This is a genomic window from Luteibacter anthropi (assembly GCF_023699965.1).
GTDB lineage: Bacteria > Pseudomonadota > Gammaproteobacteria > Xanthomonadales > Rhodanobacteraceae > Luteibacter > Luteibacter anthropi.
Genome location: NZ_CP077072.1, coordinates 4215968 through 4233620, shown reverse-complemented (window position 1 = coordinate 4233620; position 17653 = coordinate 4215968). Strand labels below are relative to the sequence as shown.

Below are 17653 nucleotides of genomic sequence, written 5' to 3'. Positions count from 1 at the left end.
TGCAGAAGCCGGCATGATCATGCCGCTATCGCGGATTCTCGCCAAATCACGGATAATCCACCGCTTTTCGCAGGGCGACCCTCCCATGACCGCACGCATCCTCGACGGCAAGCGCATCGCCCAGGAACTCCTCGACCACATCGGCCGCCGCGTGGCGAAACGCGTGGCCGACGGCCATCGCAAGCCCGGCCTTGCCGTGGTGCTGGTGGGCGAAGACCCCGCCTCGGCCGTGTACGTGCGCAACAAGCGCAAGGCCTGCCAGCAGGTGGGCTTCGAGTCGTTCGGCTACGACCTTCCTGCCGAAACCACGCAGGAAGAACTGTTCGCCCTGATCGACAATCTCAATGCTGACCCGGCCGTGCACGGCATCCTGGTGCAGTCGCCGCTGCCCGATCATATCGACGAGGATGCCCTGGTCGACCGCATCGACGCCCGTAAAGACGTGGACGGCTTCCAGGCCGTGAACGTCGGCCGCCTCGCGCTGCGCCGCTTCGGCCTGCGCCCGTGCACGCCCAAGGGCGTGATGACCCTGCTGGGCCACACCGACAGCCCGGTGCGTGGCCGCCACGCGGTGATCGTGGGCGTGTCCAACCATGTGGGTCGCCCGCTTGCGCTTGAGCTGCTTATTGCAGGTTGCACAGTGACTTGCTGTCATAAGTTCACGCAGGATCTTAAGGGCTTCGTGGGTCAGGCCGACATCCTCGTCGTGGCCGCCGGCAAGCCGGGCCTGGTCAAGGGCGAGTGGGTGAAGCCGGGTGCCGTGGTGATCGACGTAGGCATCAACCGCCTCGACGACGGCCGCCTCGTGGGCGATGTGGAATTCGAACCCGCAGCGGAACGCGCCTCCTGGATCACCCCCGTCCCCGGCGGCGTAGGCCCCATGACGGTAGCCACCCTGATGGAAAACACCCTGGAAGCCGCCGAAGCCCTGTAGGAGCGCGCCTCGCGCGCGACCGACCAAAGCGCAAAGCAACACCCCAAAGCCACGCCACCTAGTCACCAGGCCTGTCGATAAACCGGCAGGCCTGTCGTTCCCCCGGTCGCGCGCAAGGCGCGCTCCTACATAACGTGCTTCACTGGGATCAGATCACCTGTTACAATGGCGTGATTTACTCGCGGGACTAATGCATATGCGCATCCTTGCCGAGGCACTCACTTACGACGACGTGTTTCTGGTTCCCGGCCACTCCACGGTCCTGCCGCGCGATGTGGATACGTCCACGCGGTTCACCCGCGGTCTCCGCCTGAATATCCCCATCGTGTCCGCTGCCATGGACACCGTTACCGAAGCCCGGCTCGCCATCACCATGGCCCAGAACGGCGGCATCGGTATCATCCACAAGAACATGACGTTCGAGCAGCAGGCCGCCGAAGTGCACCTGGTGAAGAAGTTCGAAGCCGGCGTCATCCGAAACCCCATCACCGTGCGCCCCGACACTTCCATCGGCGAAGTGCTTCAGCTAACCCGCGCGCACAACATCTCCGGCGTTCCGGTAGTCGACGGCGAAAAGCTCGTCGGCATCGTGACCGGTCGCGACATGCGCTTCGAGCGCAAGCACGACGACCCGGTCCGCAACATCATGACCCGCGAAGATCGCCTGATCACGGTGAAGGAAGGCGCCTCGCACGACGAAGTGCTGCAGCTCCTGCACCGTAACCGCATCGAGAAGGTGCTGGTCGTCAACGACAACTTCCAGCTCCGCGGCCTGATCACGGTCAAGGACATCCAGAAGGCCAGCGACAACCCCTACGCCGCCAAGGACCACCTCGAGCGTCTCGTGGTGGGTGCCGCCGTGGGCGTGGGTGGCGACACCGAGCAGCGCGTCGAAGCGCTGGTCGAGGCAGGCGTCGACGTACTCGTGGTCGACACGGCTCACGGCCACTCGCAGGGCGTGATTGATCGCGCCGCCTGGGTGAAGAAGCGCTACCCGCACGTGCAGGTCATCGCCGGCAACATCGTCACGGGCGAAGCCGCCCGCGCGTTGCTGGATGCGGGCGTCGATGCCGTCAAGGTGGGCGTGGGTCCGGGTTCCATCTGCACCACCCGTATCGTCACCGGTATCGGCGTGCCGCAGATCACCTCCATCGACCTGGTCGCCACGGCGCTCAAGGGCGAGATCCCGCTCATCGCCGACGGTGGCATCCGTTACTCGGGCGATATCCCGAAGGCACTGGCTGCCGGCGCATCCTCCGTGATGCTCGGTTCCATGTTCGCCGGCACCGAGGAATCCCCGGGCGAGGTCGAGCTGTTCCAGGGTCGCTCGTACAAGAGCTACCGCGGCATGGGCTCCATCGGCGCCATGCAGCTCGGCTCCAAGGATCGCTACTTCCAGGACGAAGCCGACGCCGACAAGCTGGTGCCGGAAGGCATCGAAGGCCGTGTCCCGTACCGTGGCCAGCTGCGCAACATCATCCATCAGCTGATGGGTGGCCTGCGCGCCTCCATGGGTTACATGGGCACCGCCAACATCGGCGAGATCCACGAGAAGGCCCAGTTCGTGAAGGTGACCGGCGCCGGTGTGCTCGAAGCGCATCCGCACGACATCCAGATCACGAAGGAAGCGCCCAACTACCGCCTGGACTGATGCCTCCGGGCATGTGATTCCAGGTGACCCAGGACGCCCGCGCCAAGTGGGCGTTCTGCTTTTTGAACGGCTGACGCGCAGCGCGCGAAGCCCTCCGTATTCCCCATGCAGGCCGCCACGATGACCGACATCCACAGCGACAAGATCCTTATCCTCGACTTCGGCTCGCAGTACACGCAGCTCATCGCGCGCCGCGTGCGCGAGATCGGTGTCTATTGCGAAGTGTGGGCCTGGGATCACGCGCCCGAGGACATCCGCGGCTTCGCCCCGCGCGGTGTCATCCTTTCTGGCGGCCCCGAGTCGGTCACCGAAGAAAACTCGCCTCGCGCGCCGCAGGTGGTGTTCGAGCTGGGCGTGCCCGTGCTGGGCATCTGCTACGGCATGCAGACCATGGCCGAACAGCTTGGCGGCAAGGTCGAATCCGGTCACCACCGCGAGTTCGGCCCGGCCACCGTCAGCTTCGCCAGCTGCGGCCTGTTCGACGAAGTGCTGAAGGACGGCGAATCCCTCGGCGTGTGGATGTCCCACGGCGACCGCGTGGTGACGCTGCCGGAAGGCTTCCGCTCCACGGCCTCCACCCCGAGCCTGCCGCTGGCCGCCATGGCCGACGATGCGCGCCGCTTCTACGGCCTGCAGTTCCACCCGGAAGTCACCCACACCACGCGCGGCCTGGAAATCCTCCGCCGCTTCGTCGTCGACCTCTGCGGCTCGGCCACCCTCTGGGACGCCGCCCACATCATCGAAGACGCCGTAGCCCGCATCCGCGAGCAGGTGGGCAGTGACCGCGTGCTGTTGGGCCTCAGCGGCGGCGTGGATTCCTCCGTGGTGGCAGCCCTGCTTGAGCGCGCCATCGGCGACCAGCTCACCTGCGTCTTCGTCGACACGGGCCTGTTGCGCTACCAGGAAGGCGACCAGGTCATGGCCACCATGGCCCAGAACATGGGCGTCAACGTCATCCGCGTGGACGCGAAGCAGCGCTACTTCGACGAACTGGCCGGCGTGGAAGACCCGGAAGCCAAGCGCAAGATCATCGGCCGCTTGTTCGTCGAGATCTTCGACGAAGAATCCGCCAAGCTTGAAGGCGTGAAGTGGCTCGCCCAGGGCACGATCTACCCCGACGTCATCGAGTCCGCCGGCAGCAAGACCGGCAAGGCCCACGTCATCAAGAGCCACCACAACGTGGGCGGCCTGCCGGAGCATATGAAGCTCAAGCTGGTCGAGCCTCTGCGCGAGCTGTTCAAGGATGAAGTGCGCCGCATCGGCGTCGAGCTGGGCCTGCCGCGCGAGATGGTCTACCGTCATCCGTTCCCGGGTCCGGGCCTGGGTGTGCGCGTGCTCGGTGAGGTGAAGGCCGAATACGTGGATATCCTGCAGCGTGCCGATGCAATCTTTATCGAAGAGCTGCGCGCGCACGGGCTGTATGACCGCGTGAGCCAGGCGTTTGCGGTGTTCCTGCCGGTGCGTTCGGTGGGCGTCGTTGGCGACGGGCGTGCTTATGAGTGGGTGATTGCGTTGCGTGCCGTGGAGACGATTGATTTCATGACGGCGCATTGGGCGCATCTGCCGTATGACTTTCTTGATAAGTGCTCGACGCGGATTATTAATGAGCTGCGGGGGATTTCCCGGGTGGTTTATGATATTTCGGGGAAGCCGCCGGCTACGATTGAGTGGGAATGATTGGATTTCCGGAATTTACCGGTACTTGCTAGATAAAATGCCCTGGAGCCCGCGTGACTGCGGGCTTTTGGCTTTTTGATGCTGGAAAATTCCGGCAGCTTAGCGCATCGCCAAGCACTGTGTTTGTGTGGCATGTTGTGGGGTACTAACTGCATCCGATGCCATGCGTGATGCTTGGTACCATGCCCACCTCATCAGGACGGGCATGGTATCCAGATAGCCAGGAGGCCCGGTTTTGCTGGGGGAAACCCCCTTCTTCCGCGCTTTTCAGAGCATGGTATTTTTTCATGGGAATAGTGGAAGCCATGCTCACCGATACCAAGCTTCGAAATCTCAAGCCCCAGGACAAGCTCTATAAGGTGATTGACCGGGATGGCTTGTACGTGGCCGTCACCCCAGCCGGCTCAATCTCCTTTCGCTACAACTACTCCATAAACGGCCGGCAGGAGACCATCACCTTCGGTCGTTACGGCTCAGGGGGGATCACTCTGGCTGAGGCTCGTGAGCGGCTAGGGGAGGCGAAGAAGATGATTGTCACTGGCAAGTCCCCAGCTAAGGAAAAAGCGCGTGCGAAGGCGCGCACGAAGGGTGCTGAGACTTTTGACGCTTGGGCTGAAAAATGGCTGCGCGGTTACCAGATGGCGGACTCGACGCGAGACATGCGTCGATCAGTCTATGAGCGTGAGTTGAAGCCGAAGTTTGGCAACCAGAAGCTGGTCGAAATCACTCATGAGGATCTGCGAGCGTTGACGGATGCCATAGTGGAGCGGGGTGCCCCTGCAACCGCCGTCCACTCCCGGGAGATCGTGCTACAAGTCTTCCGTTGGGCGATTGAGCGTGGCCAGAAGGTTGAAAACCAGGCCGATCTGGTACGGCCTGCCAGCATCGCGAAATTTGAGCCACGCGACCGTGCGTTGACGCCCGATGAAATTGCGCTGATGTACCAGTACATGGACAGAATCGGCACCGCGACCTCTGTTCGTGCAGCGGCTAAACTCCTCCTGCTGACGATGGTGCGCAAAAGCGAGCTGACCAACGCGACGTGGGGTGAGATCAATTTCAGTGAGGCGCTGTGGACGATCCCCAAAGAGCGGATGAAACGTCGTAACCCTCATTTGGTGTTTCTGTCCCAGCAGGCATTGGATTTCTTCATCGCGTTGAAAACCTTGGCAGGAGGTTCGGATTACGTTTTGCCGTCACGCTACGACTCTGATCTGCCAATGAGTGCGGCCACGATAAACCAGGTACTGACGCTGACCTATCGTCTTGCTGAAAAAGAGGGCGTGCCTCTAGGTAAATTCGGTCCCCATGATCTACGCCGCACGGCGAGCACGCTGTTGCATGAGGCGGGATACAACTCTGACTGGATCGAGAAGTGTCTCGCGCACGAGCAGAAAGGTGTGAGAGCCGTCTACAACAAGGCTGAATACCGCGATCAGCGCCGTGCGATGTTGCAGGATTGGGCGGACATGATTGACGACTGGACCGACGTCCCCCCAGATTTGAGTAGTGCCCCGGTTTCGAGTCCAATTCCCCACGAGAAGGAGATTGGACGTGAAGAAGCGCTTTTCCGAAGAACAGATCATCGGCTTCCTGCGTGAGGTCGAAGCCGGCATGCCGGTCAAAGACTTATGCCGCAAACACGGCTTCAGCGAGGCCTCGTATTACCTGTGGCGGAGCAAGTTCGGCGGCATGAGCGTGCCCGAGGCCAAACGGTTGAAGGACCTGGAGGCGGAGAACAGCCGCCTGAAGAAGTTGCTCGCCGAGCAGCTTCTGGAAAACGAGGTCATCAAGGACGCTCTGCGAAAAAAATGGTGAGCGCACCGGATCGGCGTGAGCTGGTGCGCTACTTGGTCGGCCGGGAACTAAGCGAGCGCCGTTCGCTGGCGATTGCCGACATGAGCGCAAGCGCCTATCGCTACGAGCCGCGCCCCGACCGCAACGTCGAACTGCGCGAGATGATCTGCGCGCTGGCGAATCGCCATAAACGCTATGGCGTAGGCATGATCTATCTGAAGCTTCGCCAAGCCGGACACACGGTCAATTACAAGCGGGTCGAGCGCCTGTATCAGGAAGCTAACCTCCAGGTACGGAAGCGCAGGCGAAAGAAAATCCCGCCGACCCAAAGGCAGCCGCTGCTGCGCCCGGCGGCTGCGAACGAGGTCTGGTCGATGGATTTCGTGTTCGATCGTACTGCCGAGGGCCGCGTCATCAAATGCCTGACGATCGTCGATGATGCGACGCATGAGGCCGTCGCCATCGAAATCGAGCGGGCCATCTCGGGCATCGGCGTGACGCGTGTCATGGATCGCCTGGCGATCACGCGCGGCCTACCGAAGGTGATTCGCAGCGATAACGGAAAGGAGTTCTGCGGCAAGGCCATGGTCAGCTGGGCTCATGACCGCGCGTGCAGCTGAGGCTTATCGAGCCCGGCAAGCCGAACCAGAACGCTTACATCGAATCATTCAATGGACGACTGCGCGATGAATGCCTCAACGAGCACTGGTTTCCCAGTCTTCTACACGCCCGCACAGAAATCGAAAACTGGCGCCGTGAATACAACGAGGAGCGACCGAAGATAGCACTGGGCGGACTGACGCCCGCTGCCTACGCAAAACAGTTACAGTAACTCGGGACTCAAACCGGACCGCTACTGAAGGCGGGGGGACGTCGGACCCTGCGTATGCGGCTGAACTGCTCGCTGACGTGATACGCAAAGGCGACCCAGCAGAGCTGGCTATTTTGATGCGACAGCTGGCCCTTGCGATTGGAGCGCACGATCAGATCAGGCACGAATAGTGGCTGTGCATCAGCCTCTCATTTGTCAACCGGCATTCATTCCAAACTTCTTGCTGCTTCCGCGAGCGTCCCTGGCGCGCTTGCAGCTCGGAGCGGGCGTCCAGAGGGAGGCGGGGTGTTCACAAAACGGTGGTTTTCCGAACACATCAAAAAATGACATCCGAGACTATCCGAACCCCAATTGTCGAGTTAACATTCTCGTCAAGTTTTCAACGTCCCGGTTGTGTCAATGAAACAGCGAATCGGCTACGCACGGGTCTCCACGGAGGACCAGCATCTGGACTTGCAGCGCGATGCGCTTCAGCAGGCGGGGTGCCATGTCATCTATGAAGAAACGGCGAGCGGAAAGAACGCCTCGCGCCTAGAGCTGGAGCAGTGCCGCAAGGCTCTGCGCGACGGCGATACGCTGGTGGTGTGGAAGTTGGACCGCCTAGGGCGCAGCCTACCGGATCTCGTGCAGATCGTAGCCGAGCTGGAGCGCTCTGGAATTGGCTTCGAGAGCCTCACCGAGAAGATTGAAACGAACAGCGCGGCGGGCAAGCTGGTCTTTCACGTGTTTGCGGCCCTCGCGGAATTCGAGCGCAGTCTGATCCGTGAGCGGACCCATGCTGGTCTGGCCGCAGCGCGTGCCAGAGGCCGCTCTGGCGGCCGCAAACCGAAGCTGGGGGAGAAGCAGGTCCGCGAGATCAAGGCGCTGCTGCGTGACCCTGAAATACAGGTTGCTGATGTAGCCCGGCGCTACGGCGTGTCCCGAACCACCCTGTACAAGCATGTCGGTGTCGTGGCCCCACGGCACCCATGACGTTCAGCGCACATAGCCGCTCCCAAGGAATCACAAGAATGCTGTCTCGGAGAACACATTGAGCATCGAAAAAAACCTCTTCGCCGCCGCCGACAAGATGCGCGGCGCCATGGACGCGGGCGAGTACAAACATATCGCATTGGGTCTATTGTTCCTGCGCTATGTTTCCGAAGCCTTTGCGCGGCGACATGATCTGATTGCGAAGGAGGGCGGCGATCCGGAGGACCGCGACGAGTACCTAGCCGAAAACACCTTTTTTGTGCCGCCGTTTGCCCGCTGGTCTTCACTCGCAGCGCAGTCGAAGGATGCCCGCATCGGCGTGATGATCGATGACGCGATGCGTGAGATCGAAGCCGAGAATTCCAGCCTCAAAGGCGCGCTGCCCAAGGTCTTTGGGCGCGAGAGCATCGACCGCGCCATGCTGTCGGGCCTGATCGACCTGTTCTCGAACCTCAAGCTCGATGGCACTCGCGCTGATTTCGACCTGATCGGACGCATCTACGAATACTGCATCGGCGAGTTCGCCAGTAGCGAAGGCAAGCGTGGCGGCGAGTTCTATACGCCAAAATCGGTGGTCGATACCCTGATCGAGATGATCGAGCCGACTCGTGGTCGCGTTTACGACCCGTGCTGCGGCACGGGCGGCTTCTTCGTCCAGTCGGAAAAGTTCATCGACGCGCATCAGGGCCGAACCGACGACATTGCCATCTACGGGCAGGAGCGCAACCACACGACCTTTGGTCTGGCCCGCATGAATCTGGCCATCCGCTCAATCTTTGCCGATATCCGCTGGAACTCCGAAGGCACGTTGCTACGCGACGAATTCCCGGATGAACGTTTCGACTACATCCTCGCCAACCCGCCATTCAACATTTCGGACTGGTCGGGCAACCTGCTGCGCGAAGATGCCCGTTGGCGCTTTGGCGCACCGCCGGTTGGCAACGCCAACTTCGCCTGGATCCAGCATATCCACGCGCATCTATCTTCCGCCGGGATTGGCGGTGTAGTCATGGCCAACGGCTCCATGTCATCCATGTCCGGTGGCGAAGGCGAAATCCGGCAGGCGCTCGTGCAAGGCGATGCGGTGGACTGCATGGTCGCACTGCCGGGGCAGTTGTTTTATGGCACGCAAATTCCCGCCTGCCTGTGGATTCTGGCCAAAGACAAGTCCAACGGCGTCGCCATGAACGAGAAGCTGCGTGATCGGCACGGCGAGGTGCTGTTTATCGATGCCCGCAAGATGGGCGCGCTGGTGCCCGGCTCACGCAAGCAGAAGGAGCTGTCGGAAGAAGAGATTCGCTGTATCGCTGCCACCTATCACGCGTGGCGTGGCGAGGCGCGCGAAGGGGCATACGAGGATGTGCCCGGCTTCTGTAAGTCGGCGTCGCTGGCTGAGATCGCAGCTCATAATTTCGTCCTGACCCCCGGCCGTTATGTTGGCGCTGGAGCGGTGGAGGAAGGCGACGAGCCTTTCGAGGAGAAGTTCGAACGGCTTATGGCCACCTTGCAAGAACAATTCGCGGAGGGACGGAAGCTGGAGGCGGAAATAGAGGCTCAACTGGGGGCGTTGGGATGAGTAGTTGGCCCAGATTCACAGTCGAGGAGCTCATCAGCAAGGGCATCATTGAGCGGCCAATGGATGGCAACCACGGCTCCATCCATCCGAAGTCCACCGACTATGTGGATGACGGTATCCCGTTTGTAATGGCTTCTGATCTCGCTAACGGCCGAGTAAATACGAGAGAATGCGCGTTTATCAGTGAGAAACTAGCAAACACGCTGCGCAAAGGGTTCGCGCGAACCGGAGACGTTCTCCTATCCCACAAGGCTACGATTGGACGCGTTGCGGTCGTCCGGCAAAGTGCTTACCCGTTTGTCATGCTAACTCCACAGGTGACCTATTATCGTGTCGCTGATGACAACGCACTTAACAACTTTTTCCTCTACTACTACTTTCAGTCCCGGGACTTTCTCGATGTCTTGGAGCAGTGGGCAGGAGCTGGGTCTACCCGGGCCTACTTGGGAATTACCGGGCAGAAAAAACTGCCAATAGCATTGCCACCCATTCGGACTCAGAATGAAATTGCGGCCATTCTCGGCGCCCTCGACGACAAGATCGAACTGAACCGCAAGACGGCGGCGACGCTGGAGGAGATGGCGCGGGCGCTCTATCGCTCTTGGTTTGTGGATTTCGACCCGGTACGCGCCCGTGCCGAGGGCCGCGCGCCTGCCCATATGGACGCCGCCACCGCCGCACTCTTTCCCGACAGCTTCGGCGAGGATGGGCTGCCTGAGGGGTGGGGCGAGGTCCGGCTTGGAGCACTTTGCTCTATCAAGGGTGGTAAACAACTGACTAAGGAGCAATTTTCTAACGGTGGACGGTATCCTGTCTTCGGTGGTGCCGGATACATGGGGCGCTCTAACGAGTCCAACGCCGATGGCTTCGTGATCACTGTTGGGCGCGTAGGAGCCTATTGCGGTAAATTCGTTGCTCATCGAGGGCGTTGCTGGGTAAACAACAACGCTTCGCAGATCTCGCCATTTCCCGAGATTGCGTCAGAAATCCTTTTTTTACTTCTGAAAGAACTGGACCTGTCCGCGATCAGGAAGGGGGCGGCACAGCCTTTCATTTCCAATGGAGATTTGGCGGAGATGAAAACAGTTATTGCTTCGAAGCCGATATTGGGCTCATTTTGCGAACTCATTATTCCGCTCCAAATGCAGCAGGAGTGCCTAAAGCAGGAAAACCAAACGCTAGAAACCCTACGAGACACGCTCCTCCCCCGCCTTATGTCCGGCGAGCTTCGCGTCGGTGCCGCACGTGAACTGATCGAGGATGTCGCCTGATGGCCTGGATCAGCGAGGCGCAGCTAGAAACACATTTTATGGAGAGCCTTGCGCCGCTAGGCTATACGCTGGCCGAGGGGGCGGAGGTATCTCCCGAAGTAAAAGACCCACTCCGATCCAGCTTCCGCGAGACGATACTCACTCCGGTGTTGCTGGAAAGTCTGGCCCGGCTGAACCCGAATGTGCCGAAAACGGCGTTGGAGGACGCTGCCCGGCGCGTCACCGACAGTGTGTTCACTTCCGATATCGTGCAGGAGAATCGTCGCCTCCATGATCTGATGGTTCATGGTGTGCCGGTGACCTTCTTTCGCGATGGAGAGGAGCGCAATGCCCGTGTGCAACTGATCGACTGGAGTAACGCGGCCAATGACTGGCGCGCAGTGCGTCAGCTTGATGTAGTGGGCAAAACGGCGCGCATCCCCGATGTTGTGTTGTTCATCAATGGCCTGCCGCTGGTGGTAGTGGAGCTGAAGGGCGTTGCCGGGGCGGACATTAAAGCGGCCTGGAACCAGATCGACACTTACCGGGCCGACATCCCGGATCTGTTCCGAACCAATCTGCTGACCGTGATTTCGGACGGCCTGCATGCGCGCTACGGCTCGCTCTCGGCGGGTTTCGATCGCTACATGAGCTGGCGCACGGTGGACGGCACGACATTGGTGCCGAAGGGCTCGGAGCTGGAGCTTTCGACGCTCACAAAAGGTCTGCTCGCGCCGCAGGTATTGCTCGATATGCTGCGCTGGTTCGTGGTGTTCGAGGATGAGGGCAAGGGGCCGATCAAGAAGATCGCGGGCTATCATCAGTTTCACGCGGTGCGTAAGGCCTGCGAGACGATCCTGAGTGCGCGTGCTGGCGACGGCAAGGGCGGTGTGATCTGGCACACGCAGGGCTCGGGCAAGAGCCTACTGATGACCTTCCTGTCCGGCCGAGTCATGCATCACCCGGCGATGGAGAACCCGACGCTGCTGGTGCTGACTGACCGTAACGATTTGGACAACCAGTTGTTCGCGACCTTTGCCCGCTGCAAGGATCTGCTGGGGGAGGAGCCGGTGCAGGCGGACAGCACAGAGGACCTGCGTCGTCTGCTGGATCGCAATGTCGGCGGCATCATCTTTTCCACCATCCAGAAGTTCCGCCCGGAAACCGGCGAGACCTTCCCGGAGCTGACTGCGCGCTCCAACGTGGTGGTGCTGGTGGATGAGGCGCACCGGACCCAATATGGCTTCGAGGCCAAGCTGAACAAGGAAACCGGCGAGATCCGCCACGGTCTTGCCTATCAACTGCGCAAGGCGCTGCCGAACGCAGTGTATGTGGCCTTTACCGGCACGCCGGTGGAGCTGGTCGGCGCAGATACGCGCGGTGTGTTCGGCGACTATATCGACGTCTATGACATCGCGCAGGCAGTCTCAGACGGGGCGACCGTGCCGATCTATTATGAGGCACGGGTTGCGAAGATCACGCTCGATGACGAGATCGCGGCGACACTAGACGACGATTTCAACGAAGCAACGGAGATGTTGGCCGAAGATCAGGCCAGTGCGACCGCGAAGAAATGGGCACGGGTTGAAGCGTTGGTCGGGGCGGATAAGCGTCTCGATACTGTGGTGCAGGACATACTCACCCATTTTGATGCTCGATTGGATGCGATGGACGGCAAGGCGATGATTGTCTGCATGAGCCGCCGCATCTGCGCCGAAGTTTATGATCGCATCGTTGCCGCGCGACCGGACTGGCACGGCGACACAGACGATACCGGCAACGTCAAAGTGGTGATGACCGGTTCGGCAACAGACCCGGCGGCGTTACAGCAGCATATCCGCTCCAAGACCCGACAGGAGGCGATCCGTAATCGGTTTAAAAACCCGGCCGATCCGCTGAAACTCGTCATCGTGCGCGACATGTGGCTGACGGGCTTTGATGCGCCGTGCATGCACACACTCTACGTCGATAAGCCGATGAAGGGGCACGGTCTGATGCAGGCCATTGCACGCGTAAACCGCGTGTTCCGCGACAAGCCTGCGGGTCTGGTGGTGGACTATATCGGCATTGCGGCGGAGCTGAAAGCGGCGCTGGCGCATTACTCGCAGACCGATCAGGCCCAGACCGGCATCGATGAAGCCGAAGCGGTCGCTGCCTTCTTGGACGCCTTGGATGTGGCACGGACGCAGTTCCATGGTTTTGACTATGGTGCCGCGTTGCATGGTGCCCCGAGTGAGCGTCTGGCAGTGCTCCCGGGCGCGATAGAGCATGTTCTGGCTCAATATCGCGACAGCGACGCGGGACCGAAGCGTTTTCATGATGCTGTCGCGGCGCTGATCAAGGCTTACAAGCTGGCATCGGGCAGTCCTCAGGCGACCGAGCATGCGGAGGAGGTGGCGTTCTTCGCTGCCGTCCGATCAAGCCTCGGCAAGCTGGATGTCGGCGGCGGTCTTAATGATGGGGGGACCGATTTCGCTATCCAGCAACTGGTCAACAACGCCGTGGCATCGACAGAGGTGGTCGATATCCTAGAGGCTTGCGGCTTCGACCGGCCGGACATCAGCGTCCTGTCGGACGCCTTCATGCTTGAACTTCAGAACATGCAGCACCGCAATCTGGCGGTGGAAGCTTTGAAGAAGTTGTTGAATGGCGAGATCAAAGCGCGGACGCGCACAAACGTGGTCCAACAGGAGGCTTTCTCGTCTCGGTTGGAAGAGGCGATCGCTCGCTACCACAATCGCAGCGTTGATGCCCTTCAGATCCTTCAAGAACTGATCGCGCTGGCCAAGGATCTACGCAACGAGCCCGAGGATGGCCTGAATGCAGCTGAGCGCGCGTTCTATGACGCGCTCGCTCAGAATGAGAGCGCCGTGCAGGTGATGAGCAATCAGGAGCTGAGGGTGATTGCGACGGAGTTGGTGAGCACGGTGCGCAACAACTCTGGTGTGGATTGGTGGAAGCGGGAAAATGTCAGGGCAAAGATGCGCGTGGCGATCAAACGGATTTTGCACCGGCACGGCTATCCGCCGGATTTGGCATCAGAGGCAGTGAAGCTGGTGCTCCGGCAGGCAGAGGCCTTGGCGGTGGTCTAATTTTTGTAGGATTTTCGGGATCGATGAAACTCCCTTTTTAGCCATCTGCCTCGCCGCAACCGTTATGTTCTGGCTATAAGACCTGAGCCTAACCAATGGAATGAATTTTACATGATAAAAAGAATAGATAAAATCGCCATAACGAATGTTAAGGGAGTCGAAAACTCTGTTTTTGATGTTCAGCTTATTCCAAACAAACCGACACTCGTTGTAGCTCCTAACGGTTTCGGAAAGAGCTCTATTACTGCCGCCTTTGGTTGCCTGCGTTCGAAAAAGATGGATTTGGATAAGGAAGAACGTCACAAGGGTGATGAAGGTCGTCATCCATCTCTTAAGATTATTTTTACAATGCAGGATGGAGCCAAGATTGAAAAAGAAGCGAATCATACAAAAAATGAACTGGCAGCGACATTTGGCGTTCATGTAATTAATAGCCAATTAGTTTCAAAAGCAAAGAAGCTCAAAATTGCGGGCGCCAACATCGTCACTTCAGCAATTGAAGTCACTCCAGTCGTGCTTATCAAAAATATTCCTCCGAAAGAGAAATTTAGCTACTCGTTCACGGCAGTAAAAGCGGGCTTCGGGAAAAACGGAAAGGTATTGCCAAACATTTCAAGTCTTCTGGCTGATAACCGGATAATGGCTAAAATTTGGAATCAGGTCGATTTTACCAAGCAAGAACAGGTCGGTGTTAAAAAGGCAATAAAAGATTTACAAGATGAGATCAACGCCGGGACTGGCAATACGGATAAAATCCTTGCCGATGTCAAAAATGAAGCAACGCAAGCGGTGTTGGACATTGACTTTGTTAGTGGAATTTTGGCAGCATTCGCGGAATCTGGATTAAACGATTTTTCGCAAATTGAGGCTATTCTCGTAGCCTTGCAGATTGGTGATATTCACGCAAAAGATAAGGTCGCCTTTAAAAAAGCAGGGGAGCGCGCTAACTATGCGTTCGAAAAAGCAGCCTACGTTGAGGACTTCTCAGCGCTTAAAGGCACTTGGCGTAATATTCGACCAGAGGAAACAGCTGATGGACTTGTGATTGCCTTTCCGAAGGCAAATCAGATTTCCAACGGAGAGCGAGATATCATCTGTTTTGTCGCTCAGTTGAAAAAAGCCAAGCTCCAGCTCAAGAAGAAAAAGGCAATTATTTTAGTCATTGATGAGATATTTGACTATCTGGATGACGCCAATCTGGTTGCCTGCCAGTATTATCTGACGCAAATGATTGCCGAGCTGAAATCCGAAGGTCGCCAAATTTTTCCATTGATTATGACTCATTTAAATCCTGGGTTCTTCAGGAATTTTACTTTTAGTGATCAAAAGGTTTGTTATCTAAACAAAATTGCGGTCTCGGACAAAGCGGTCGAAAACATAATCTCTAAGCGAGATGACCCTACCATATCGGGTGCAGTTTCTAAGCACTTCCTGCACTTCCACTCTGAAGACGTAGACCTATCTAGCGAGTTTCAGGCCCTCGGGCTCCCTGCTGATTTGGCCAAGGCGTCTCAGTTTTCAGAGCATTGTGCCAGTCAAATGCAGCGATATGTCGAAGGTAAGGGGTTCGACCCTCTCGCAGTTTGCAGTGGCGTACGCCGAAAGGTAGAGCAATTAACATTTGATGCGTTAGCGGAAGATTCCCGAGAAGAATTTCTGTCGGTACACAAAACCGTCAACAAATTACAATTCGCAGAGACTTCAGGAGCTACAGTTCCTGAGGTCTATTATTTGTTGGCGGTGATTTATAATGACGCAATGCATGTCAGGCCCAATCAGGATAATTTTTCCGGATTGGGAACAAAACTGGCTAACCTAACCATTAAGCACATGATTTCCACACTAATTCAGGCTGATGCCCTATAAGCCACTACCCTGCTTCGGCGATGTCACTTCTATCTAGCTGAAGCGATGGCCGAGCTTTCCCGCGCCGATCCTACCTATGCAGCAGAGCTGCTTGCTGAAGTCCGCCGCAACGGCAATCTCGCCGTGCTAGCCATTCTGTTGCGGCAGATGGCTACGGTCTCGGAAGGTTGCGCGAGGTCGGCTAGCGCTGATGCAGCGCGCGCTCTACCGCTCTGATTTGAACGTGGTATTTTTCATGGTTTAGTAAGTAGATTTGATTTCAAGACGATGATCTATAAGGTTTTTTGTGTTTTAATTGACAATCGAGTGGGAGTGATCCGTTGCCCGATGTGGCTCGGTAGTAAAAAGTATCGAAGAGCACCATAGCCCGCGTAAATGCGGGCTTTTTTAACGCATGGTCTGGTGCTGCGTTGCCAGTAGCGTGATGAGCGGCATGCGAATGGCTTACATCCGGCCAGGGCGATTCAGATACCGAGCCGTTCCAATTGACAGAAGCGATTGATTGCGTCCGCTTGCACCAGCTTCAGCTTGGGCAGATCGATGCTCTCGAACATCTCCGCATATCGTCGCCGGTTTGCTGGGGTAACGACGGCAATGTGATGGATCATCTGCCATTTGATGCTATCGACGCTGCCTTCCAGTGCACCGGGCCGATGACGCTCGAACCACGTACGACGAAAGTACCGAAGAAGACTGGTCGCCGTGGAAACGTCCAGCAGTATGAGTCCCGTAGCGCGTGCCAGGCGCTGTGTGATGCATCGCGTGTAGTTTCCTTCCATAACCCAGCTTTCTCCCTTTATCGCTGCGTCATGGAGGCTTATAAATTCGGCTTCTGCTCGCGGTTGCCAGTCGGTATTCGGTTCATGGAACAGGCGGTCGAGATGCACAACGGGTAAGCCTCGCTTACGCGCGATAGCGTTGGCCAAGGTGGACTTGCCGCTGTTGGAAGGCCCCATCACGCAGATGCGCTGGCCCAGGTCGTCGAGGCAGGTCATTGGGTATGGTCTTCCTTCAAGAGGCGCAGCTTACTCGGTCCGACTTGGATGAGATCGATGCCGAATCTAAGGTTTCGAATGGCCGTCGATGTCGTTGATGAAATTCACCACGTCGCGGTTGAATCGCTCCGGCTGCTCCAGGAAAGGCGCATGTCCCGCTCCGTCATACAGCACGCTTCGAATTCGTGCATTCACACCCTTGGCCCTCGCCATCGATGGCCCAACCTTTACCAGTGCGTCGTCCGAGCCATAGATCAGTAACATCGGCACGGTAGTCCGCCCCAGGCCCTTCACCAGCGGGATCGTCATCGAAGGAACGGCCCTTTGCATATCCCATGACGCCAGCGCTGCATTGGCGAGCAGGCGCTCAAAGACTGGGCGATCCGGTTGCTTCTCAAAGCATAGTGCGAGGAAGGTACGCTCGCCATCCAGATGCGTCTTCAGGTCCGGAGCGGTCATGTCCCGATAGACCTCCGGGTGGGCAACGATCTGGTCGGGCGTCAGTTCGATGACCCCATCGACGTAGATCACTCCCTTAATGTCGCCATCGCCATAGGCAGCAAGGTAATGGGTGATAACGGCAGCACCCAGCGACCAGCCCACCAGCACCGGCTTGCTAGCGTGCGTGGTCTTGATGACCGCCGCGAGATCGTCTGCCCAGCGGCGCCCGTCCGCATAGGCTTCTGTCCCGGTCGGCTTGCCCGACATGCCATGGCCGCGAAGGTCGTATGTGATGAGCCGATAGTGCTGGAGAAGGGGGCTGCTTACCTGAGCATCCCAATTCAGGCGACTGCCGAGCAGTCCGTGGACGAAGACGATCGGAGGGCCCTCGGGGTTGCCTGATTCCTGGACGGCCAGGGTGACGCCATCAGGGGCAACGGCCGTGTATTCGCGGGTGCCCGCCAGCGCGGCGGGCAGGGCGGACATCATGGTGGTGGTTACGAGAAGCAGGCAAAAAGCGCGGCGGAGCATTCGAGCGTGCATGGGCAGGCGGTCCTGGATCATTACGAT

General features: G+C 58.4%; 10 protein-coding genes and 2 pseudogenes. 10 read left to right on the top strand and 2 right to left on the bottom strand.

What is annotated here, in order from left to right; genetic code table 11:
• Positions 1-85: 85 nt before the first annotated feature.
• From folD to KR767_RS17820, 10 genes and pseudogenes are all read left to right on the top strand, one after another.
• A complete protein-coding gene (folD, locus tag KR767_RS17865) occupies positions 86-934 on the top strand; it encodes a bifunctional methylenetetrahydrofolate dehydrogenase/methenyltetrahydrofolate cyclohydrolase FolD (RefSeq protein WP_166946761.1) in 849 nt (282 codons plus the stop codon).
• A gap of 196 nt (positions 935-1130) precedes the next feature.
• Positions 1131-2585: an IMP dehydrogenase gene (gene guaB / locus KR767_RS17860; protein ID WP_250877273.1), complete on the top strand. Its 1455-nt coding sequence runs from the start codon at positions 1131-1133 to the stop codon at positions 2583-2585.
• Positions 2586-2705: 120 nt separating this feature from the next.
• A complete protein-coding gene (guaA, locus tag KR767_RS17855; protein WP_166946759.1) occupies positions 2706-4262 on the top strand; it encodes a glutamine-hydrolyzing GMP synthase in 1557 nt (518 codons plus the stop codon).
• 305 nt (positions 4263-4567) lie between these two features.
• A pseudogene (locus tag KR767_RS17850) lies at positions 4568-5767 on the top strand (tyrosine-type recombinase/integrase); the annotation flags it as partial.
• Between the two features lie 49 nt (positions 5768-5816).
• Positions 5817-6891, top strand: a pseudogene (locus KR767_RS17845) (IS3 family transposase).
• A gap of 399 nt (positions 6892-7290) precedes the next feature.
• A complete protein-coding gene (locus KR767_RS17840) occupies positions 7291-7863 on the top strand; it encodes a recombinase family protein (RefSeq protein WP_250877272.1) in 573 nt (190 codons plus the stop codon).
• A 58-nt stretch (positions 7864-7921) separates the two neighbouring features.
• Complete coding sequence (locus KR767_RS17835; RefSeq protein ID WP_250877271.1) at positions 7922-9439, top strand: type I restriction-modification system subunit M; 1518 nt, start codon at positions 7922-7924, stop codon at positions 9437-9439.
• The gene (locus tag KR767_RS17830) at positions 9436-10710 is read left to right on the top strand and encodes a restriction endonuclease subunit S (RefSeq protein WP_250877270.1); all 1275 of its coding nucleotides are present in this window, start codon (positions 9436-9438) and stop codon (positions 10708-10710) included. The genes KR767_RS17835 and KR767_RS17830 overlap by 4 nt, the downstream gene beginning before the upstream one ends.
• Positions 10710-13781 carry a type I restriction endonuclease subunit R gene (locus KR767_RS17825; RefSeq protein WP_250877269.1) on the top strand — a complete coding sequence of 1024 codons (3072 nt, stop codon included), beginning with the start codon at positions 10710-10712 and terminating at the stop codon, positions 13779-13781. Before KR767_RS17830 ends, KR767_RS17825 begins: the two co-directional genes overlap by 1 nt.
• Positions 13782-13892: 111 nt before the next feature.
• Complete coding sequence (locus tag KR767_RS17820) at positions 13893-15647, top strand: hypothetical protein (protein WP_250877268.1); 1755 nt, start codon at positions 13893-13895, stop codon at positions 15645-15647.
• Between the two features lie 464 nt (positions 15648-16111).
• Here KR767_RS17820 and KR767_RS17810 read toward each other — a convergent pair whose 3' ends face one another.
• Both KR767_RS17810 and KR767_RS17805 read right to left on the bottom strand, forming a co-directional pair.
• Positions 16112-16642, bottom strand: a complete 531-nt coding sequence (locus KR767_RS17810; RefSeq protein WP_250877266.1) for an isopentenyl transferase family protein — start codon at positions 16640-16642, stop codon at positions 16112-16114.
• A gap of 66 nt (positions 16643-16708) precedes the next feature.
• Positions 16709-17647, bottom strand: coding sequence for an alpha/beta fold hydrolase (locus KR767_RS17805; protein WP_425602688.1), 939 nt, complete (start codon positions 17645-17647; stop codon positions 16709-16711).
• Positions 17648-17653 lie beyond the last annotated feature (6 nt).